Annotated in this window: 20 protein-coding genes and 1 tRNA gene; 9 read left to right on the top strand and 12 right to left on the bottom strand. The window is 64.2% G+C overall.

Going from position 1 to position 20,791, the window contains the following annotated elements; all coding sequences use genetic code 11:
- Positions 1-29 precede the first annotated feature (29 nt).
- From AB870_RS15630 to AB870_RS15615, 4 genes are all read right to left on the bottom strand, one after another.
- Positions 30-578 (bottom strand): 3-hydroxyanthranilate 3,4-dioxygenase, encoded by a 549-nt coding sequence (locus AB870_RS15630; protein ID WP_047905429.1) that lies wholly within the window; start codon positions 576-578, stop codon positions 30-32.
- 55 nt (positions 579-633) lie between these two features.
- Complete coding sequence (locus AB870_RS15625; protein WP_047905428.1) at positions 634-1,068, bottom strand: RidA family protein; 435 nt, start codon at positions 1,066-1,068, stop codon at positions 634-636.
- Between the two features lie 151 nt (positions 1,069-1,219).
- Positions 1,220-2,692: a 2-hydroxymuconic semialdehyde dehydrogenase gene (locus tag AB870_RS15620; RefSeq protein WP_047905427.1), complete on the bottom strand. Its 1,473-nt coding sequence runs from the start codon at positions 2,690-2,692 to the stop codon at positions 1,220-1,222.
- Positions 2,693-2,978: 286 nt separating this feature from the next.
- A complete protein-coding gene (locus AB870_RS15615; protein WP_047905426.1) occupies positions 2,979-3,545 on the bottom strand; it encodes an SRPBCC family protein in 567 nt (188 codons plus the stop codon).
- A gap of 496 nt (positions 3,546-4,041) precedes the next feature.
- Between AB870_RS15615 and AB870_RS15610 the strand changes: the two genes are divergently transcribed.
- The 8 genes from AB870_RS15610 to AB870_RS15575 all read left to right on the top strand — a co-directional run bounded on the left by AB870_RS15610 (position 4,042) and on the right by AB870_RS15575 (position 11,000).
- Entirely contained in the window at positions 4,042-4,224 is a 183-nt protein-coding gene (locus AB870_RS15610) for a hypothetical protein (RefSeq protein ID WP_071386891.1), read from the top strand.
- A gap of 45 nt (positions 4,225-4,269) precedes the next feature.
- Positions 4,270-4,737, top strand: coding sequence for a hypothetical protein (locus AB870_RS15605; RefSeq protein WP_047905424.1), 468 nt, complete (start codon positions 4,270-4,272; stop codon positions 4,735-4,737).
- 319 nt (positions 4,738-5,056) lie between these two features.
- Entirely contained in the window at positions 5,057-6,100 is a 1,044-nt protein-coding gene (locus AB870_RS15600) for a LacI family DNA-binding transcriptional regulator (protein ID WP_047905423.1), read from the top strand.
- Between the two features lie 258 nt (positions 6,101-6,358).
- Complete coding sequence (locus AB870_RS15595) at positions 6,359-7,372, top strand: extracellular solute-binding protein (protein WP_047905422.1); 1,014 nt, start codon at positions 6,359-6,361, stop codon at positions 7,370-7,372.
- A 62-nt stretch (positions 7,373-7,434) separates the two neighbouring features.
- Entirely contained in the window at positions 7,435-8,259 is an 825-nt protein-coding gene (locus AB870_RS15590; RefSeq protein ID WP_047905421.1) for an ABC transporter permease, read from the top strand.
- Between the two features lie 5 nt (positions 8,260-8,264).
- A complete protein-coding gene (locus AB870_RS15585; protein WP_053059402.1) occupies positions 8,265-9,068 on the top strand; it encodes an ABC transporter permease in 804 nt (267 codons plus the stop codon).
- 53 nt (positions 9,069-9,121) lie between these two features.
- Positions 9,122-10,165, top strand: a complete 1,044-nt coding sequence (locus AB870_RS15580; protein ID WP_047905419.1) for an ABC transporter ATP-binding protein — start codon at positions 9,122-9,124, stop codon at positions 10,163-10,165.
- A gap of 7 nt (positions 10,166-10,172) precedes the next feature.
- On the top strand, positions 10,173-11,000 hold the full coding sequence (locus AB870_RS15575) for a phosphodiesterase (RefSeq protein WP_047905418.1): 828 nt from the start codon (positions 10,173-10,175) through the stop codon (positions 10,998-11,000).
- 181 nt (positions 11,001-11,181) lie between these two features.
- Here the strand turns inward: AB870_RS15575 and hmpA are convergent, their stop codons facing one another.
- The 5 genes from hmpA to AB870_RS15545 all read right to left on the bottom strand — a co-directional run bounded on the left by hmpA (position 11,182) and on the right by AB870_RS15545 (position 16,511).
- Positions 11,182-12,384: an NO-inducible flavohemoprotein gene (gene hmpA / locus AB870_RS15570; protein WP_047905417.1), complete on the bottom strand. Its 1,203-nt coding sequence runs from the start codon at positions 12,382-12,384 to the stop codon at positions 11,182-11,184.
- Positions 12,385-12,584: 200 nt separating this feature from the next.
- On the bottom strand, positions 12,585-13,145 hold the full coding sequence (locus tag AB870_RS15565) for a hypothetical protein (RefSeq protein WP_047905416.1): 561 nt from the start codon (positions 13,143-13,145) through the stop codon (positions 12,585-12,587).
- A 111-nt stretch (positions 13,146-13,256) separates the two neighbouring features.
- A protein-coding gene (locus tag AB870_RS25700; protein ID WP_418303967.1) for an IS5 family transposase occupies positions 13,257-14,055 on the bottom strand; the annotation gives its coding sequence in 2 pieces (ribosomal slippage) (positions 13,257-13,785 and positions 13,784-14,055; 801 coding nt in all).
- Between the two features lie 10 nt (positions 14,056-14,065).
- Positions 14,066-15,253 carry an ankyrin repeat domain-containing protein gene (locus AB870_RS15550; RefSeq protein WP_157112355.1) on the bottom strand — a complete coding sequence of 396 codons (1,188 nt, stop codon included), beginning with the start codon at positions 15,251-15,253 and terminating at the stop codon, positions 14,066-14,068.
- 4 nt (positions 15,254-15,257) lie between these two features.
- Positions 15,258-16,511, bottom strand: coding sequence for an ankyrin repeat domain-containing protein (locus AB870_RS15545; RefSeq protein ID WP_047905412.1), 1,254 nt, complete (start codon positions 16,509-16,511; stop codon positions 15,258-15,260).
- Between the two features lie 207 nt (positions 16,512-16,718).
- Here AB870_RS15545 and AB870_RS15540 point away from each other — a divergent pair, with 207 nt between their 5' ends.
- Complete coding sequence (locus AB870_RS15540) at positions 16,719-17,339, top strand: DUF1415 domain-containing protein (RefSeq protein ID WP_084663749.1); 621 nt, start codon at positions 16,719-16,721, stop codon at positions 17,337-17,339.
- Between the two features lie 677 nt (positions 17,340-18,016).
- Here AB870_RS15540 and AB870_RS15535 read toward each other — a convergent pair.
- The 3 genes from AB870_RS15535 to AB870_RS15525 form a co-directional block, all read right to left on the bottom strand.
- Positions 18,017-18,092: transfer RNA gene (locus AB870_RS15535), tRNA-Thr, on the bottom strand.
- Positions 18,093-18,269: 177 nt separating this feature from the next.
- On the bottom strand, positions 18,270-19,283 hold the full coding sequence (locus AB870_RS15530) for a class 1 fructose-bisphosphatase (RefSeq protein WP_047905411.1): 1,014 nt from the start codon (positions 19,281-19,283) through the stop codon (positions 18,270-18,272).
- Positions 19,284-19,446: 163 nt separating this feature from the next.
- The gene (locus AB870_RS15525; RefSeq protein ID WP_047905410.1) at positions 19,447-20,730 is read right to left on the bottom strand and encodes an aspartate carbamoyltransferase; all 1,284 of its coding nucleotides are present in this window, start codon (positions 20,728-20,730) and stop codon (positions 19,447-19,449) included.
- Positions 20,731-20,791 lie beyond the last annotated feature (61 nt).

Raw genomic sequence — 20,791 nt, 5'->3', positions numbered from 1 at the left:
GTGTGATGTGTTGATGACGTTGCTGTAGGTCAGGCAGGCACCGTGGTCTTCGGCTGCGCGGCGCGGCCCGGATGAATCTCGCCGCAACCGGGGCACCGGCGCAGCGATTCGTCGCCGTAGAACGCTTCGAACAGCGGCGGCAGATCCGTCACGATGCTCTTGAGCTGGACTTCCACGCGATGGACCTGCGCGTTGCACTTCAGGCAGTACCATTCGAAGCCGTCGAGCAGTCCCGCGGGGCGCTGACGCTCGATCACGAGACACAGGCTGCCGTCTTCGGGACGCTGGGGCGAATGCCGCACGTGCGGCGGCAGCAGGAAGATGTCGCCTTCCTTGAGATCCACCCGCTCGGGGCGGCCGTCGATCCACAGGTTGACCCAGGCGTTGCCCCTGAACTGGTAGAAAAACTCTTCGAGCGGATCGTCGTGGTAGTCGGTGCGATGGTTGGGGCCGCCGACGACCGTCACGATGAAATCGCTGTCCTGCCAGACCTGCTGGTTGCCGACCGGCGGCTTGAGCAGATGCGCGTGATCGTCGATCCAGCGCTGGAAGTTGAAAGGTTTGCCATACGTCAACATGTTGTCTCCCGGGGCATGCCGCGTCAGGGGTAGGGATCGGTGAGGGGCGAAGGGCTCAGCGCCCGCGCGGCGCGTACGCCACGCATTTGATCTCGATGAGCAGCAACGGATGCGGCAACTGATGAACGGCCACCGTCGTACGCGTGGGGCCGTTCTCGTCGAAATACTCGCCATACACCTCGTTGTAGCCGCCGAAGTCGTTCATGTTCACGAGGAACGAGCCGATCTCGACGACATCCGCCAGTGTGGCGCCTTCGCTCGCAAGAATGTCGCGGATGTTCTCGATTACCGCGCGGGTCTGCTCGCGGATGTCGAGTTGCGTGACACCGAGGGCATCGACCTGCGCGCCGGCATAGGAATTGTCGGGGCGCCGCGAACTGGTGCCCGAGACGAAGAGGAAGTCGCCGGCACGCTTGATGTGCGGGAACTTGCCGCGCGGTCTGGCCTTGCCTTCGACCACGCGGGCTTGGGTGTCTTGCGATGCGCTCATGGATGGGTGTCTCCGTGGTATATCCGATGTGCCGGTTCGAACGGCGCGCGGGTGCGGCAGTCCCGACCCCCATCGGAATTGCCGCACGGTCGCCTCACAGCTTGCTTCTAACTCGCTTCGGGCTCCGCTCAAAAGTCGCCATGGGCGCGTTTCAGAGCTTGATGCAGATATTGGTGATTTCGGAATAGAAATCGAGCGAATGGCGTCCGCCCTCACGCCCCAGCCCCGAGAGCTTCACTCCGCCGAACGGCGTGCGCAGGTCACGCAGGAACCAGGTATTGACCCACACGAGTCCGGTCTGGAACTGGCGCGCCACGCGATGCGCGCGCGACAGGTCGGTCGTCCACACGCAGCCGGCCAGGCCGTAGTCGCTGTCGTTCACGCGGCGGATCACTTCGTCCTCGCTGTCGAACGGGGCGATGTGGCAGACCGGTCCGAAGATCTCTTCACGCACGCAGCGCGCCGTATCGGGCAAGCCGGTCCATACCGTGGGCTGGACGAAGGCGCCGTCGTCGCGCGCATCGCCGAAAGTCGGCACGCCGCCGCCGGTGACGACCGTTGCGCCCTCTTCGACGGCGAGACGATAGTAAGAGAGCACCTTCTCGCGATGCTTGCGAGAAACGAGCGGCCCCATCTGCACGCCGTCGGCGTCGGGGGCGTCGATCCGCAATGCAGCGGCGCGCTCGGCCAATGCCGCGACGAACCGGTCGAAGATCGGACGCTCGACATACACTCGCTCCGAGCACAGGCACACTTGTCCGGCGTTGGTGAACGACGAACGCACTACGCCGTCCACGGCCTTCTCGAAATCGGCGTCGGCGAACACGACCGCCGCGTTCTTGCCGCCGAGTTCGAACGAAATTTCCTTCACGCCGTCGGCCACGGCTTTCATGATGGCGCTGCCGGTGCGCGATTCGCCGGTGAAGGTGATGGCGGCCACGTCCGGGTGTTTCGTGAGGAATTCGCCTGCCGATTGCGGGCCGAAGCCATGCACGAGGTTGAAGACACCCGGCGGCACACCGGCGGCGTCCATGACTTCGGCGAGCAGCGTGGCGGACGACGACGTTTCTTCCGACGGCTTCGCAACGACGCAGTTGCCCATTGCCAGCGCCGGGGCGACTTTCCACGTGAAGAGCAGCAGCGGCAGGTTCCACGGCGAGATGATGCCGATGACGCCGAGCGGCTTGCGGGTGACGTAATTCATGACGTCGCCACCATCGGCGGCGCGCATCTCGTACACCTCGCTGCCGGCGGTCTTGATCAGGTCGGCGAACATGCGGAAGTTGGCGATGCCGCGAGCGATGTCCAGCGTGCGGGCCTGCTCCACGGGACGGCCGGTGTCGGCGACTTCGGCGGCGACGAACTCGTCGAAGCGGGCCTGAATGCCATCGGCAATGCGGTGCAGCACGGCGGCGCGCTCGGCGGGCGTGGTCTTGCCCCACGGGCCTTCGTGCAGGGCGCGCCGGGCGGCGCTCACCGCATGGTCGACGGTGGCGGCATCGGCTTCGCAGACCTTTGCGACGAGCCGCCCGTCGACCGGGCTGAGATTATCGAACTGACGGTCGGTGGCCACGAAGGCGCCATCCACGTAATGCCGCAGCAGCGGCGCAGTCGCAAGGCTCACGAGATCTCCTGGAGCTGATTGTCTTGTGGGGCGGCAGATGTCGGACGGCAAGCGCCACGGCATGAGCGCCGGATGTCCACAAGTCTAGGCATCCGTCGATATAAAAAATAATGAAATGTGCGGGATCGTGTATTCCGGAATGGAATAGCAGAAGGAGGGCGCTTCGGAGGCGTGTCGGCATTGGGCCGGAGCGACGCTGAACAGCGTCGTCCGATGTCCGTCGCCACCGGGGGCATGAGCGCTACTGAACGATACGGCGCAGCCTTATGCTGGCGCGCCGTGCTGCCTAGTGCCGAGCGTCTTGACTGACCCGCGAGCGGGCCTCCCGAAGTTCGCGGCGGTCGCGGTCCTTGCCGATGGCAGCGGGCGGCAGGTCCGTATCGAGGCACTCGACCAGATGCGCATTGAGCGTCGCGGCCAGACCTTCGCCGCCCCGGCGCATCACATAGTTGTGATTCCAGCGGAACAGCGGGCGGGCGAGCGGCGCGAGCTTGTTCATCCATTCCCGCCTGGTATGGACGTCCCACGCATACCGAACGACGGTAATCGAGCCTTCCGTATCGAAGCGCCAGACGCCGGTCCCTTCGGCTTCGCCGGTCGCGGAAGTGCGCACTTCGCGCATCGGGTCGACGTGCGTGACGCGTGTGTCGAAGGTGAGAGAGTAGGGGAGCGCGCCGTGCCACGTCAGTTGGCGCACGGCGCCGACGCCATCGGCGTCTCCCGGATCGAGCGTGCGGACGTCTCGCACGCACGGCCACCAGCGCGCCCAGTGGTCGACATCGCGCAGGGTGTCCCAGACTTCATCGAGCGGTGCAGTGAGCCGCCACAGCGTGAGGAAGTGATAGTCGTTCATGGCCTTTCCGGTCGTGTATGGAAGGGGCTGCCGTGATGTCCCCGTTGGAGCCGTTGCGAGGGGGAATTCCAGTATAGGCGGCATCCTGCCTGTTCGTTGGGACGACGCTTGACCTGTGGGGGCCGCGTTCCGAAAGCCGAAGTCGTGCGGCCGTCTCTTAAAGTGGTGTGACGTATCGCGACCAAGATGAAATCTCCAACCACCCGATGGAGAGCCATCATGATGAAGATTGATTCCGCCACGATTCAAACGCCCCCCGCCCGTTGTCGAAACACCGCCGCCAGCTCAGGCGCCGAATCCGGAAGGTTTCGCGCACACGTTTTCTGGCGCCGGGCAACGTTCCGCACAGCCTGAGATGTCTCCGTACGATGCCTTCGACGATTTCATGGAGTGATTCGGAGGCGATGGTGACTACGTCGATCGCGACGAACTCGGCTATCCCTATGCCGCGTGAGCCGGTGAGATTCACGATGGCCAGGTTGCCCGAGGCATGTTCATGGTGCAAGGCAATGCAACGCTGAGAGTGGAAGTCACTTCGGGCGCGTCGCAGACCCGTCGACTGCGCAATCGCAATCTCGGTGAACCCGTGACAATGGCCGTGGCGGCGCCTGTGGGCCGTTCCTGTATCGCGGGTAGCGATGCCCTGCGCAACGTGCGCGCGCAGCACGTCGCGTTTTAGGCGCCAGCCGCCGGCGGTATCCGGCGGGCACCGCCCGTCTCTCTAATGGCGAGTGCGTGGGGGCGGGCAGTATCCGCAGGCGACGACGCATGGCGCACCTTCGTCAGCAACTATGTTGACGAGGTTGCCAGAGACGGCCGCGAAGACGATCTGGACTCCATCAAGCAGGCGGTGCTGGCACAGTTCGCCGCGAACCTGTCCTGCCTCGGGTCAGAGGAGGTCGTGCCGGCATTGCGATGCCTCCTGAACGACAAGCCGTACGGCGTCGATATCGTTCAAAGGTACGTATCGACAATCGATCGATTCGTCCCACGCGAACGCGTCGAGGAAGTCAGGGCTCTGCTAACGGAGTACAACATCACTCGCGAGGAGCAAGCCTACCTCGGCGGGCCAGTACGCCGGGCGCCATCGGTACCGGCCGACAACACGGCCACCGCCTTGAAACCCGGAAACCTGCCCGGCAAGCCTACGGATAAGTCCGAGGCGCCTTCGCAGCAACCCCCCGCCGTGTGATTGCGGGTATCCGCGGGGGTATTGGCAACGCATCGCCACCGCCCCCCGACGGGGCCATTCCGCATGGCCCATCAAATTCATCGCCGGATATCGTCCGATTCAGCGAGCCTCGCGCCTAGCAGGGGGGACGGCGCACCCGCGTCCCGCCTTATCCCGTCGACCGTTGTACGCCCGCATCGACGAATTTCCTGTCACGAATTCATCACAAAGCCTCCATACAATCCCTAAATGAAAACGTTTTCGTAAACGTTTACATTTGCGTAAAATCCGTCAACGCCAAAAATGACGGTCCAGATAGGAGGAGCGGGGTGGGGCTGATATTCGGGACGTGGCACAGCGTGCAGGATGCTCGATTGCGACCGTGTCGCGCGCGCTCAACTCGCCGCATCTCGTGCGTCCCGAAACGCTCGCCCGTGTGCAGGCCGCCGCCACCGAGCTGAAGTTCCGGCCCAACGCGCTCGGTCGCCAACTGCGCGGCGAACGCACCGGTCTGATCGGCGTCATGCTCCCCACGCTGGGCAACCCGGTCTTCGCCGATTGCCTCGAAGGCATCGAAGCCGCCATCGACGGGACCGGCCGCCGTCTGCTGCTCGTCACCACCCAATACGATCCCGAGCGCGAGCGCAACGCCATCGAAACCCTGCTGCAACAGCGGGTGGACGGTCTGCTGCTCACCCTCGCCGACGCCGAGCACAGCGCGCTCATCGACGATCTCGCCGCCGAAGGGGTGGCCTGCCAACTCGTCTACAACGATGCGCCGGACCGTCCGTGCGTCTCCGTCGATAACCGCGCTGCGGCAGCGCAGGGCGTTGCCATGCTGATCGAGGCGGGGCATCGCGACATCGTCATGGTGACGGGGGCGCTGCATGCGTCGGACCGTGCCAAACGTCGCTATCTCGGCTACGGGGATGCCATGCAGGCTGCCGGTCTCACGCCGCTGCCCGCCTTCGAAATCGATTTCAACAGCGGTGCGCGCGGTGAGCGGGTTCGCGAATGGCTGGCGCGGCGCGAGCGCGACGGCGCGCGTCCCACGGCCCTGTTCTGTTCCAACGATCTGCTGGCTCTGGGCGTCATGCGCGCCCTGCGCGAAGCCGGCCTGCGGGTGCCGGACGACATCTCGGTCCTCGGCTTCGACGGCCTGGCCGTAGGCGAACTGCTCTCGCCCACGCTTGCCACCGTCGTGCAGCCGAGCGTGGACATCGGACGTCACGCCGCACAGCGTCTGCTCGCCCAGATCGAAGGACGTGCCGTCGCCGCCGGTGCGGGCGCCACGCAGGACGCTGAGCTCGGCCATGCGCTGATCCTGCCGCACGAAGTCCGCCGGGGCGGCACGGTCGCGGCGCCGCCGGGCAGACGAGGATGAAGCCGCCACGGACGCACCGCGCAGAGGGCGGCATACAGGACGGTGCAGAGGCAGCGCAACGATTTTGAAGTCACCGAAGTAACCAGCAAGGAAGCAAGGAAGCGGCCCACGACTGACTCCGTAAAGAGAGAACAGCGACGGCCAAGGCAATCAGGCATCCGGCCGCGAGGCCCGTATCGGACAGTCACGCACTGTAGAGAACGTAACCCGCGGCAGCATTTGCATGCTGCCCACGCTCAGACTTTCAGGAGCCCAGAAATGAAGCTTTGGATTACCCGCGCCGCCCGCACGCTGGCGTTGTTTACGATGCTCGGCGCTAGCGCCGCGCAGGCTCAGCAGACGGCAATCTGCTACAACTGCCCGCCGGAATGGGCGGACTGGGCCGGCCAGGTCAAGTCGATTGCGCAGGACACCGGCATTCGCGTGCCGCTCGACAACAAGAATTCGGGCCAGGCGGTGGCCCAACTGATCGCCGAACAGAAGGCGCCGGTCGCCGACATCGTCTATCTCGGTATCACGTCGGCCATCGAAGCCGCGAAGAAGGGCCTGCTCGCCCCGTACAAGCCGGCGAACTGGGACCAGGTGCCGGCCAACCTCAAGGATCCGAACGGTATGTGGACGACCATCCACTCGGGTACCGTCGGCTTCTTCGTGAACCGTGACGCCCTGGAAGGCAAGCCGGTGCCCCGTTCGTGGGCCGACCTGCTCAAGCCGGAATATCGCGGCATGGTGGGCTATCTGGACCCGAGCAGCGCGTTTGCGGGCTATGCCGCGGCGATTGCCGCCAATCAGGCGCTCGGCGGTTCGATGGAGAACTTCGGCCCGGCCATCGGCTTCTTCCAGAAGCTCAAGGCCAACGCCCCGATCGTGCCGAAGCAAACGGCCTATGCCCGGGTGCTCTCGGGTGAGATCCCCATCCTGATCGACTTCGATTTCAACGCCTACCGCGCCATCTACAAGGACCGCGCCAACGTGCAGTTCGTGATTCCGATGGAAGGCAGCGTGTCCCTGCCGTACGTGATCGCCCTCGTGAAGAACGCGCCGCACGCCGACAACGGCAAGAAGGTGATCGACTACACGCTCTCGGACAAGGGGCAGGCGCATTGGGCGCAGGCATTCCTGCGTCCGGTTCGCGCGAACACGATGCCGGCCGATGTGGCGGCGAAGTTTCTGCCCTCGACCGATTACGCCCGCGTGAAGCCCGTCGATCTGCAAAAGCTGGCCGCGCAGCAGGACGCCTTCGGTCAGCAGTACCTCAAGAGCGTGCGCTAAGTCGTCTGGCGCACACCATACCGGCGTTCAACGACCAACGAGGAAGAGGAGCAAAGCAAGCGATGCGTGACCTGACTCTGCCGCGCGGCTGGCGCGTGGCACTTCTGCTACCGGCACTGGCGGTCTTTCTGGCGTTCTGGCTGTTGCCGATGGCCGCACTCGTGAAGGTCAGCGGCGACGGTCACGCGCTCGAGACCTATCGCGCGATTCTCACCAACGCGCGTTATCTCGACAGCCTGTGGCAGACCGTGGTGCTTTCGGCACTCGTGACGCTGGCAACACTGGCGTTATCGCTTGTGGCGGGCCTCTTCCTCACCCGTCATGACTTTCCGGGGAAATCGGCGCTCGTGTCGATGCTCACCCTGCCGCTGGCGTTCCCCGGCGTGGTGGTCGGCTTCATGGTCATCATGCTCGCGGGACGTCAGGGCCTGATCGGCGATCTGACGTCGAAGTTCGCCGGTCACAAACTCGTGTTCGCCTACTCGCTCGCGGGGCTGTTCCTCGGCTATCTGTATTTCTCGATTCCGCGGGTGATCCTGGCCGTGATGGCCGCGGCGGAATCGCTCGATCACTCGCTCACGGAAGCGGCGGCGTCGCTGGGCGCCGGTCCCTTCGCCATTGCCCGCGACGTCACGCTGCCCGCGCTGGCCCCCGCCCTGATCGCCTCGGGCGCCATGTGCTTTGCGACCTCGGTCGGCGCCTTCGGCACGGCCTTCACGCTGGCCACCGACATCGATGTCCTGCCGATGACCATCTACACCGAGTTCACGCTCAACGCCAACGTGGCGACGGCGGCGGCACTCTCCGTGATTCTCGGTGTCGTCACCTGGGCGGTGCTGATGCTCGCCCGCAATTTCACTGGGCAGGCTGTCGCCGCCGGAGGTTGATCCGCATGCTCAAGAAAACCCTTTTCACGCTGCAACTGCTGCTCACGCTGCTGATGTGCGCGTTTCTGCTGATTCCGGTCGGGATGTCGATCCTCGCCGGATTGTCGGTGAACTATTTCCGCGGACCGTCCGCCGGGCTGACGTTCAAGTGGGTGATTCAGGTCTGGCAGGACTATCACGATGCCATCCTGAATTCGCTCTACGTCGGCGCGGCCACGCTCGTGCTCGTCGCGCTGCTCGGCGTGCCCGCCGGTTACGTGCTCGCACGCTGGCAGAGCCGCTTCGCGCGCTGGATAGAGGAACTGTTGACGTTGCCCATCGCATTGCCCGGACTGGCCAGCGCGCTGGCATTGATCAGCGTGTACGGCGGTATGCGCGGCTTTCGCGAGAGTCTGGCGTTCATCATCGTCGGCCATGTGATCTTCACGCTGCCGTTCATGGTGCGCGCCGTGGCCGCGGCCTGTGCCGACTCGCGCATCAAGCTCATGGAGGAGGGCGCGGCCAGTCTCGGTGCCAGCTTCGTGCGCCGTTTCATGACCGTGGTGCTCCCCAACATTCGCAGCGAAATCGTGGCCGCCGCGCTGATTGTCGTGACGCTCTCGCTCGGCGAATTCAACCTCACATGGATGCTGCATACGCCCGATACCAAGACACTGCCCGTGGGGCTGGCCGATGCCTACGCCTCCCTGCGCCTGGAAATCGGCAGCGCCTATACGGCGGTGTTCTTCGTGCTGATCGTGCCGCTGCTCATCGTCATGCAGACGACAGCCCAGCGCGCCAAGGTCAGGAACGCGCGCGGTCGTACCTGAGCCTCCGATTTCACGGTTGCGCGGGCCGCCCACCGAATGCCAAGGATTTGACGATGAAACTGACTTCCATCCCCATTCATCTCGAACGCTGTGCCAAGACGTTCCATGGCAACACCGTTCTGCAACCGCTCGATCTGACGATCGGCGCGGGCGAGACGCTGGTGCTGCTCGGCCCGTCGGGATGCGGCAAGACCACGACGTTGCGCATGATCGCGGGGCTGGAGCGCCCCGACGCCGGTGGCCGCGTTCGCTTCGGCGACGAAGACGTCACGCGTTTGCCCATCGAAAAGCGGCGCGTGGGCATGGTGTTCCAGAACTACGCGCTGTTCCCGAACTTCACCGTGCGCGGCAATGTCGCGTACGGCCTCAAGTTGCGCGGTCTGCCCTCGGCGCAGATCGACAAGCGTGTGGACGAGTTGCTTGATCTGGTGCATCTCACGCCGTACGCGGACCGCGCCATCGCACAACTCTCCGGCGGTCAGAAGCAGCGCGTGGCACTGGCTCGTGCGCTCGCGCCGGAGCCGCGTGTGTTGCTGCTCGACGAACCGCTTACGGCACTCGATGCGAAATTGCGCGAGACCGTGCGCGCGGATATGGACCGTTTGCTGCGGGGCTTGGGGGTCACCACCGTGTATGTCACCCACGATCAGGACGAAGCGATGGCGCTGGGGGACCGCATCGTGGTGATGAGTGCCGGGCGCATCGAGCAGATCGGCGCACCGCGCGACATTTACTATCAGCCGGCCTCGCGTCACGTGGCGAACTTCGTCGGCACGCTCAATCGGCTGGCCGGTGTCTGGCGCGACGGTCATTTTCATCTGGCGGGTGGGCGGCTTGCCTGTCCGCAAGTGCGTGCGGACGTGCAGGAGCTTTACTTCCGTCCGGAAGACGCCACCGTGGTGGCGGCGGATGACGCCGCGCTCACGGGCCGGATCGAAGAGGTGCAGTTCCTCGGCGACCGTACACGCCTGGTGCTCGGCGGCGTGTCCGCTGCCGGCCCGGTGCTGGTCGAGGTTTCCAGCCGTCGCGAGTGCCGCGTCGGCGACAAGGTGGGCCTGTCGCTGCCCGCCGCCCATGTCTTTTCGCTTCACGGATAAACCGCTCATGCTGTTCGCGCAAATCAGCGACCTTCACATCAAACGCCCCGGCAAGCTGGCGTATCGCCGCGTCGATACCGCCGCCTATCTCGAGCGCTGCGTGGCGCGTCTCAATACGCTTGCGCCGCGTCCCGAGTTCGTCGTGCTCACGGGCGATCTCGTCGACTTCGGCGCTCGCGAGGAGTACGAGCATCTGCGCCGCCTGCTCGCACCACTGCAAATCCCGTATTACCTCGTCATGGGCAATCACGACGGGCGCGACGCGTTGCGCGACGTCTTCCCCGAGCATACGTACCTCGGCAAGCCGGGCGAGTTCGTGCAATACACCGCCATGTTCGGGCCGATGCGGCTTGTGGCGCTCGACACGCAGGATCCGCCCAACGGAGGCGGGAAGCTGTGCGACGTACGCCTCGACTGGTTGGAAGCCACGCTGGCGAGCGACACCGGAACCCCCACGGTCATCGCGATGCATCACCCGCCGTTTCTGTGCGGCATCGAACATATGGACGTTCAGGCGCTCGATCCGGCCTCGGCCGCGCGCCTGGCGGCGATCGTGAAGCGTTTCGACAACGTGGAGCGCGTGATTTGCGGACATGTGCATCGTCCGATTCACACGCGTTTCGCGGGGACCGTCGCCAGCGTATGCCCGTCGCCTGCGCATCAGGTGGCGCTCGATCTGCGTGAGGGCGGTCCGTCGGCGTGGGTGCTCGATCCGCCGGCTTTCCAACTGCACCGCTTCACGCCGCAAACGGGGCTCGTGTCCCATCTCGCGTTCGTGGACGATGCGGGCGGCTCGCATCCGTTCTACGACGCGTCCGGCGCGCTGATCGACTGAACGGGCCGAAGGGCCGAAGGCTCGCCGACGTTCCCGCGGCCCCGGCGCTGCGCGGGCGTTCGAGCGGCGCCCGCGCGATTGCCGCCGGTGACTGTGCACGAACGACAAGGCCCCCGACGCAATATCGGGGGCCTTGTCGTTGACGGCTGACGATCCGCTTTTCCCGGATCGTGATCTGGATTTACAGCAAGTGGTCCAGGGCATCCGGGCCGAAGACTTCGCGGTGCATGCGCTCGGCGGGCACGCCGGCGTCGCGCAGGGCACGCCACTGTGCCTGCATGAATGCCGCCGGGCCGCACAGCAGGTAGTCGGCATCGGCCGGCAGCGACAGGCGCGCAATGTCCATGCGCCCGGCGAAGGTGTAGTCGACGCCCTCGCGCTCGGTGGGCCGCGGCGTTTCGAAGAACGTCGCCACGCGCAGATGCGGCAGCTGCCCGGCGGCGAACGCCAGATGACGGCGCAGCGCCACGTGCGAACCGTTGCGCCCGGCGTGGGCGAATACGATCTCGCGATGCGACCGCTTCGCGGCGAGCGCGGCCACCATCGACATCATCGGCGTAATGCCGACACCGGCGCTGAGCAGCACGAGCGGCCGGGCGTCGTTCTGCGGCAGTGTGAACTCGCCGTATGCCGGGCTCACCAGAATGCGATCGCCAGCCTTCAGATTGGCGTGCAGCCAGTTGGAGACCTGACCGGCAGGCTTTGTCCCGTCGGCCGCTTCACGCTTGACGGTGATGCGCCAGTGCGGCGCGTCGGGGGCGTCGGAGAGGCTGTATTGGCGGCGCTGTTGCAAACCGTCCGGCAACGTGACCGAGACGCTCACGTACTGACCCGGGACGAACTCGCCCGGCGAGCCGCCTTCCGGCGTACGCAGGTAGTACGACACGACGTGTTCGGTTTCGCGGTCGACATCGGCCACGACCAGTTCGCGCAGGCTGCCCAGCGCGGCGTGTGTTTTCTCGGAGAGCCGTGCTTCGGCGGCGATCAATTCGCCGGCGAGCAGCCAGTAGGCTTCGTCCCAGGCGGCGATCAGCTCCGGCGTTGCAGCGTCTCCCAATACGTCCTTGATGGCACCGAGCAGATGGCGTCCGACGATCGGATAGTGCGACGGCGTGATGCCGACCGAGACGTGCTTGTGGACGATACGTTCGAGCACCGGCGCGAGCGCCGCGGCATTGTCGATGTTGGCGGCGTAAGCGAATACGGCCGAAGCCAGCGATTGCTGTTGTGCGCCGCTCGCCTGATTGCCCATATTGAAGAGATTGCGCAGCTCGGGATGCGCTTCGAACATGCTCGCGTAGAAGTGACGCGTGATCGCAAGGCCGTGTTCGCGCAGAACCGGAACGCTGGCATCGATATAAGGGCGGGAAGCGGCGGAAAGCATGGCGGGACTCCTTGGTTCATAAGATTCAACAAAAATGCATGTTTTAGGTCGCATTGCTGGACGTTTCATCGGCATCGTGGCATCTCGCTGATCAGACGCACGGTGCGGCATTCGGTGGCCGGTGCCCCCAAGGCTCAATTCACGACTACGACGTTCGGGGGCCCCGGCGGAGCGATTATAAGATGTAAATGAAATGCATATTATTGGGCTGCGGCGGAATGCCGCATTGATGCAGGCGGGGATGGCCCCGGGCTGGGCGGGTTCGCGCGCGCCAACGGGCCGTGGCGGCTATTGACCATCAGCGTTGCACTCTTGCGGGTTTGGCCGATGAACGAAAGGCCCGCGCGCAGGAAGCGGATGCGATCGGGCGTGAGCGGCGTGAGCGGCGTGAGCGGCGTGAGCGCCGAATCGCCCGCGAGATTGCAGATCGTGGGGTCGCCGCCGTAGCGCAGTGCGGTGTTGAGCATGTAGTCGGCGTAGATGGCGTCGCTCGAACAACGCGTGGCGGCGGCCAGATAGTGCATCAGCGTATTGCCGGCGAACCGGGGAACGTTGCAGTCGGGTTCATGGGCCAACAGAACTTCCGCGGCGCCGCAGTAGCCGCGCAGCGCGAGCCAGAGCACGGGCGGGGAGCCGTCCAGATGCATCTGCGTGAGATCGACGCCTTCGCGCCGGAGCGACGTGGCCGCCGCAAACAACGATTCGTGCGGGAGCAGGGGATCGTGCCCGGCCTCGCACAGCCGCCTGGCCTGCGCCATCATGACGGCGCTGACGTGCCGTTGCGCTCCTCGGGGGACTGCGGTTTCGGGTTGGCGATCACATGGCGCGCGCGCTCTCGTGCCTGCGCGATCATCTTCTGTGTAAGAGCCGGTTTACGATCTCCTGAGCAGCAGTGCCAAAAAGGCGAGATGGACAAACTGCAAGCTGGTGTTGAGCAAACGCTCACAGTTCTTCCATAAGCGCCGGTTCTTCTCCAGCCAGGCGAAACTGCGCTCGACGACCCAACGCTGCGGCAGGACCTTGAAAGTATGCAGTTCGCTGCGTTTGGCGATCTGCACCGTGACCCGCTCGCCCAAGATCTCGCGCACGCCCTGCGCGAAGGGTTCGCCCACGTAACCGCCATCGACCAGCACACTTTGCACCTGTCCCAAGCGAGGCTTGCCGTGCTCGAACGCCAGCAACGCTCCTTTGCGATCGGTCACCTCGGCAGTGGTTACCGCCACGGCGTGCGGCAAGCCCTGCGTGTCTACGGCAATATGACGCTTGATGCCCGACACCTTCTTGCCCGCGTCATAACCCTTATGCGCTGCCGTGTCAGTGTTCTTCACGCTCTGCGCGTCCACGATCAAGAACGTCGTGCTGGCGCTGCGTCCCTGTCTTGTGCGCGCCGCGCCAACCTGATTTTTTGAGTGCCTGCTCCAGCACGCTCACGCCGTGCTGGTCAGGCTGACTCCATTTGCTGAAATACGCGTAGACGGTTTGCCACTTGGGAAACTCGCTGGGCAAGAAGCGCCATTGGCAACCTGTACGCAACAGATACAGCACCGCGCAAAACACCTCGTACAAGTCCACCGTCGTGGGCTTCGTGCGCCGGCGCACGCTGCGCAACAGCGGCTCGATCTCCGAGAACTTCTCTCGGCTTATGTCACTCGCGTATTTCTTTCTCGTCATCCTCGAATTATCAGGGATGACCAGAAGATCGCAAACACGTTCTAAGGCGAGCGAAGTGGGAGAGGCTGTCCGGCAGCAGCGACAAGGCCGTGACGCCCGCGTGGTTCGCCTGCCCGGGATCGCCGCCATAGCGCAGGGCAAGCGTAAAGAGGAAAAACGCCGTGAACGAGCACGCCTTGTGCCGCGTGGCCGCGGCAAGTTGATGCATCAGTGTATTGCCGCCCGGATCGCCTGCGGCAGTATTGCATGAGGCGCCCAGTGCCAGCAGAACTTCGGCTGCCGCACAGTAGCCGTTCAGCGCGAGCAGCATGACCGGTGGCGATCCCTTGCGCGACGGCATTGCCAGATCGGCGCCATGCGTGCAGAGCGTCTTGCCGAGGCGGTACAGCGAGTCATGTGCGATCAACAAGTCATGCCCCTGCGTGTGAAGCCGGTCGGCCTGCGCCGCCATGGCCGAGGCCACGAGCGGCACACCGCTTGCCGTCACCTGATTCGGGTTCGCGCCAAGGTGCAGCAGCGATGGCAACCACGGCGCAGCGACGTGGCTGCACAAATGCGAGAGCGGGAGATAGCACTCGCCTGGCACGTTGGATATCGGCACGTCGTTGGTGGTGTCGCGTCCGCAGGCAATCAGCACGCGAAGCGCGCGCATGAGCGACGGGGACGGTTCCGGCGGGAAGGTGTCGCCCAGAATGGCGTCGATGAAAAGCGAGGGATAGGCCGATGGCGAGGCGGCGTAGCGCAGCCATAGCCGAAGGCCCTCGTCGCTCGTCAGCAGACCGGCGTCCTCCGGGGCAAGCGGCGTGCGTCGCGAGGAACCGACGAAGATGCCCGCGCGCTCGAGATCGGCCAGCGTTCTGCGCCGCTCGGGCGTGCAAAACAGCGTGGCCATGGTAAAGGTGAGTCCTTCGGGATCCGCCGGTCTTGCGACCAGACAACTGTCGCGAAGCTCACGCCCCGAGACCGTCGAGAGGCTCATCAACGTTTCCCATATCTCCTGCGACGAGCCGCGTCCTTCGCGTTGTGCCGTCAGCACGTCGTCCAACGTGAGCGCCGACAGCGGCGTGGGTGCGGGCGATTCGGCAACGCGAGCCGCGTTCGTGTGCGGTGGGGGGCAAGGCGGAGGTGTCGGCAGGTCTGTCGGCGGCGGCACGGCCGGCGTGGGTGGCGCGGGTGGCGTGGGTGGCATGCGTGGCATGAGGTTATCCGAGCGCCTTGATTCGCCGCAGTGCCGTCGCCCGCGTATTGCGCCGGAACTCGTCGTCGATAGGCCCGGCATGCGGACCGGGCGTCAGCGACTGCGGTAACCATTCGCGCGCGGCATGGCCGTTGGCGTTCACCCGGCCTAAATCGCCGCCGTAGCGTGAGGCGACGATCAGCATGTAATGCGCGAGTCTTGCGTTGTCGCTATGGGTGGGGTCGTCGCGCAGACTGACGGCATGAGCGAGGTGGTGCATCAAGGTATTGCCCTGCGCGTCGGCGGCGTTCGGATCGGCCCCCGAGGCGAGCAGCGCGTGCGCCGCGCCGCACAGGCCGTGAAAGGCAAGGAGCGCGACGCTCGGTACGCCGCGTCGATTCGGCGCCAGCAGATCGCCGCCGTGGCGTTTGAGCAACTCGGCGAGCCGGTGAAGCGAGGCATGCGCATGCATGACGTCCTGCCCGGCATGGTGCAGACGAAGTGCTTCGGCGCGCATCGCCGCGGTCGTGAGCGGCATGCCGCGCTGATTCCGTTGATTGGGATTCGCGCCGAGTTCGAGCACGCGGCGCAGCCAGTGCGGTGCGACCTGGCTGCATAGATGCGAGAGCGGATTGAGCGGTGCGGTTTCCACCCTGCTGGTGGGCGTGGTAGTGGTGCGGTCGCGCCCGCAGGCGATGAGAATGCGCAGAATCTTGCCGATGCGGTCCCGATCGCTGGTCGAAGTGCTCCCGAAGACGTCCGAGCCATCGAACACATTCAGGTAACCCGTTGGCGAGGCCGCATATTGCAGCCACAGCAGCAGGCCTTCGTTGCTGCGTAACAGGGCCGCGTCGTCGGCGCGCAGGTGCCGGGCGGGATCGGGAACCAGAAAGAGGCCGGCGTCGGCCAGTTTGTCGACGGTACGCTCACTTTCCGGTGTCGCCAGCAGCGTCACCATCTCGAGAAACAGCGGGCCGTTGCCGCAGGCCATGTCGCAGGCCTCGCGCAATTCGCGGCCGGCGCGGCTTTGCGTGTTGGCGAGCGTGTTCCAGATGTCCTGTGTGCGATAGGGCGGCGAGCCGCACGGAGGCGGCGGTTGGTGTGACGGTTGGTGCGAATGAGCGGTGCGCCGGGGATGCGTGGCGAGTAATTCACTCAAGGTCATGGCACTCAGTGCCGTGCTCTCGATTGGCCAATAGTGCAACGATACGACGTTGCCGCTGTCGCTGGTCGTGCTGGTGCTGTGAGCGTGGGTGGTGATGGGCGGTGTGCCGGGCATGGTTGTGGACGCTGCGCGCCGAAGGACGTGGGAGAGGCCGCATGGTTGCCCAGATGCCCGCCCCGCGTTTTGGCATTCACGCCGGAAAGTTATCGACGCCGGACGTGCCGGTACGTGCCAGTACGTGCCAGTACGTGCCAGTACGTGCCGGTGCGGAGGTTCGCGAACTACAATGCGGTATTCACGAATCACCATCCCGCTTTTTGTATGTCGGACAAACCCCATCCTCTTGCAGCGCCGGCGACGGGTCCGGCGAGCGCTTCGGACCACGTGCAGGACAACGACGCCGTGATTGCGGCGACTCGCCATTGGCTCACGCGCGCCGTGATCGGGCTGAACCTGTGTCCGTTTGCAAAAGCGGTACACGTCAAGGATCAGATCCGCTACGTGGTGAGCGCAGCGCACGATATGGAGGGTGCGCTGCTCGACCTCGAGAAGGAATTGCGGTGGCTGTCCGAAGCGGACCCGCGAGCCGTGGATACCACGTTGCTGATTTTGCCGCAGGCGCTGCTCGACTTTCACGAGTACAACGACGCGCTGTTCTTCGCCGGGCGCATGCTCCGGCAATTGCGTCTGGAAGGCGAGCTACAGATCGCGAGCTTCCATCCCGACTATCAGTTCGAAGGCACGGCGCCGGACGACGTCGAGAACTTCACGAACCGCTCGCCGTACCCGATTCTGCATTTGCTGCGCGAGGCCAGCATCGACCGGGCGGTCGACGCGTTCCCCGAAGCGGAGACGATCTACGCGCGCAACGAAGCGCTGATGCGCAAGATGGGCGCAGCCGGCTATCACGACTGGATGGCGCGGCCCGCGGACGACGATTAGGTTGCTGACGTCCGGGAGCCTGGTCAGTCAAGGCTCCGGACCGGAGTTCAAACGATGATTAGGGATCAGATGACCAGCTTCGGTGCATCGACGTAGTTCGCTCATTGCTGCAACATATTTCGACGCTGTGGAAGATGCGACGTGCGGTTATAGGCACGACCTAGCGGGTCTCGTACGGAGTGCGTTAATTGGGCTTGAATGATAACGACGGGGGTGTTGAGCGTCTCGTCGAGTATGGTCCGAGCCGTTGCCCGGAATCCGTGCCCGGTCATCATCTCTCTGTCATAGCCTGGACGCCGTAACGCGGCATATGACGCGTTGTCGCTCATGGGTCTGCCGGACAAGTGAATGCTCGGGAAAAGCTAGTTGCCGCTTCCGGTTAGCGCGTGCAGATCATGAAGAACTGCGATGGCTTGCGTTGGCAGCGGAACTATGTGCGCAGCCCCTTTCGGAGGGGGTGGCAGTGCGTGCCTTCGCGTCGGCAAGCGCCATGTGTGCAACTCCATGCCATGTTGGGGGCACCGGTCGCGAGGGGCAACGCCATGCCCCCACATGTGCCCCCAGATTGATGATCGATTGGGGGCGCCGCATGGTATCTCGCGGAAAAACAAAAAACCCGCCAAGCGTGCGCATTAGCGGGTTTTTAGGACTTCACTGCATCCAACGATTTAAGTCGCTGGTGCCGGAGAGAGGAATCGAACCCCCGACCTTCTCATTACGAATGAGCTGCTCTACCGACTGAGCTACTCCGGCGCTGCGAAGAAGTGAGATATTAGCAGGTTTTACGGATTTGTCACTACCTTTTTCAAAGATTTTTCGCGATGCTTGCGGCCATCGCGCGTAAATCATTGAAATTCCAGAGATCCTGCGCTTGCGTCGTCGCAAAAAATTTTCGGCATTCGCCGTCTCCGCGACGACGGCACCTGCGCCTTACTTCGCGCCAGCCTCGTGGTGATAACCGGTCACGCGTTCGACTTCGTTTTTCGAGCCGAGGAACACGGCAACGCGCTCATGCAGTTTTTGCGGCTGAATGTCCAGAATGCGTTGCACGCCGTTCGTCGCCGCACCGCCCGCCTGCTCCACCAGAAAGCTCATCGGATTCGCTTCGTACATGATGCGCAGCTTGCCCGGCTTGTCCGGATCGCGCTTGTCGGCCGGATACATGAACACACCGCCGCGCGTGAGGATGCGATGCACGTCCGCCACCATCGATGCAATCCAGCGCATGTTGAAGTCCTTGCCTCGCACGCCTTCCTTGCCTTGCAGCAACTCGCCGATATAACGCTGCACTGGCGGATACCAGTGGCGCTCGTTCGACATGTTGATGGCGAATTCCTTCGTGTCTTCCGGAATGCGCATGCCTTCCTGTGTGAGCACCCATGAACCCATTTCGCGATCCAGCGTGAAGCAGTTCACGCCATGCCCCGTCGTGAGCACCAGTACCGTTTGCGGGCCATACACCGCGTAACCCGCAGCGACCTGTTGCGTGCCCGGTTGCAGGAAGTCCTTCTCGGTCGGATCCGTGACGCCTTCCGGGCAACGCAGCACCGAGAAGATCGTGCCGATCGATACGTTCACGTCGATGTTCGACGAGCCGTCGAGCGGATCGAACATCAGCAGGTATTCGCCTTGCGGATAACGATTCGGAATGTGGAAGACGTCTTCCATTTCTTCCGACGCCATCGCCGCCAGATGACCGCCCCATTCGTTCGCTTCGAGCATGATCTCGTTGGAGATCACATCAAGCTTCTTCTGCACTTCGCCCTGCACGTTCTCGCTGCCGGCGCTGCCCAGCACGCCGCCGAGCGCCCCCTTGGACACGGCATGGCTGATGGACTTGCACGCGCGTGCGACAACTTCGATCAGCAAACGCAGCTCGGCGGGAATGTTGTTGAATTCCCGCTGCTGTTCGATGAGATATTGGGTAAGGGTCTTGCGCCGCATGTGGGCCTCCGGAAAAGCAAAAAAGCGTACCTATTCGTGATGGACGCAATTTTACTCGTAAAGCGACACTGCCCCCGCGAAAAATCCTCGGGGGCAGTGCAGTATCGGGCAGGAAGCGCCGGTGTCTCGGAATGATCCGAGACACTGCGGCAGCGACCGGCGATCAGTCGAGACCGTCGAACAGGGCGTCGTCCGGACCGATGTGCGACGGCGAGCGCCAGGCGGCGTCACGCATGCTGTGCTGGACCTGCTTGTCCACGCCGAGCAGGATCGCGAAGATCGCCATGCGCACCGGAATCCCGTTGTCCGTCTGACGGAAGATGGCCAGACGCGGATCGTGATTGAGGTCTGTCGACAGATCGTTGGCACCGGGGCGGCTGTCGCGCGGCAGCGGGTGCATGATGATCGTACGGCTGTCGCAGTACTGATTGATCAGCGCTTCGTTGATCTGGAAGTCCGGCGTGTAACCCTCGATCGCTTCGTCGGCAAAGCGCTCCTTCTGGATGCGCGTCGCGTAGACCACGTCCGCCCCGGCCAGATCGGCCAGCGAGTTGCTTTGCACGATGACGTGGCCGTTCTGCGAGATCTGGTCGAGAATGTACGTCGGCATTTCGAGCGACGGCGGCGAGATCAGCGTGAACTTCAGGCCGCGATACAGCGCCAGCAGCTTGATGAGCGAGTGCACGGTGCGGCCGTAGCGCAGGTCGCCGACCATCGCCACGTGCGCGCCGTCGACCAGCTTGCCCAGACGCGAGAATTCGCGGCCGATGGTGTACAGGTCGAGAATCGCCTGACTCGGGTGTTCGCCCGGGCCGTCGCCGCCGTTGATGACGGGGATGTTCGTGGCGCGTGCGAATTCGGCGACCGATCCCTTTTCCGGGTGACGGACGACGAGCGCGTCGACGTAGCCGCTCATGACGCGGCTCGTGTCGTAGATCGATTCGCCCTTGGCCATCGACGAGAACGTGAAGCCGGTCGTGTCGCACACCGAGCCGCCGAGGCGGCAGAAGGCGGCGCCGAAGCTCACGCGGGTGCGGGTGCTGGCTTCGAAGAACAGGTTGCCGAGCACCGCGCCTTCGAGCACGCGAGAAATCTTCTGGCGGCGCGCGATCGGTTGCATGATATCGGCAACGTGGAACAATTCTTCGAGCGAGTCGCGCGAGAACTGGTCGACGGAGATCAAATGCGGCTTGCCGTCCAGACCCATGCGTTCGCGCAGCGGCTTGTGTGCGCTTTGCGTAGATTCCGCGGACGGCGCTTCACGACCGAGGATTTCGCCGACGAATTTCTCCACGATGCTCGGCATCGTGCGATATTCGCTCGAATCCTCCGGCAGCAGCCAGGTGTCGAGGGCGCGCCGGCGAACGCCGATGCGCTCGGCGAAGGTGTCGCGGGTCATGTTCAGGCGACGCATCGCGTCGCGCAGGAAAGTCTGCTGTGCACTCATGGTCGGGTCGGCAGGTCTGTGTACGCGATGCGTATAATAGGCGTCGATTCGTTGTTTGTCC

This window comes from Pandoraea faecigallinarum (genome assembly GCF_001029105.3).
In the GTDB taxonomy this organism is placed as follows: Bacteria; Pseudomonadota; Gammaproteobacteria; order Burkholderiales; family Burkholderiaceae; genus Pandoraea; species Pandoraea faecigallinarum.
Note: the sequence above shows the minus strand (reverse complement) of the source record. Positions and strands in the feature narration are given on the sequence as shown.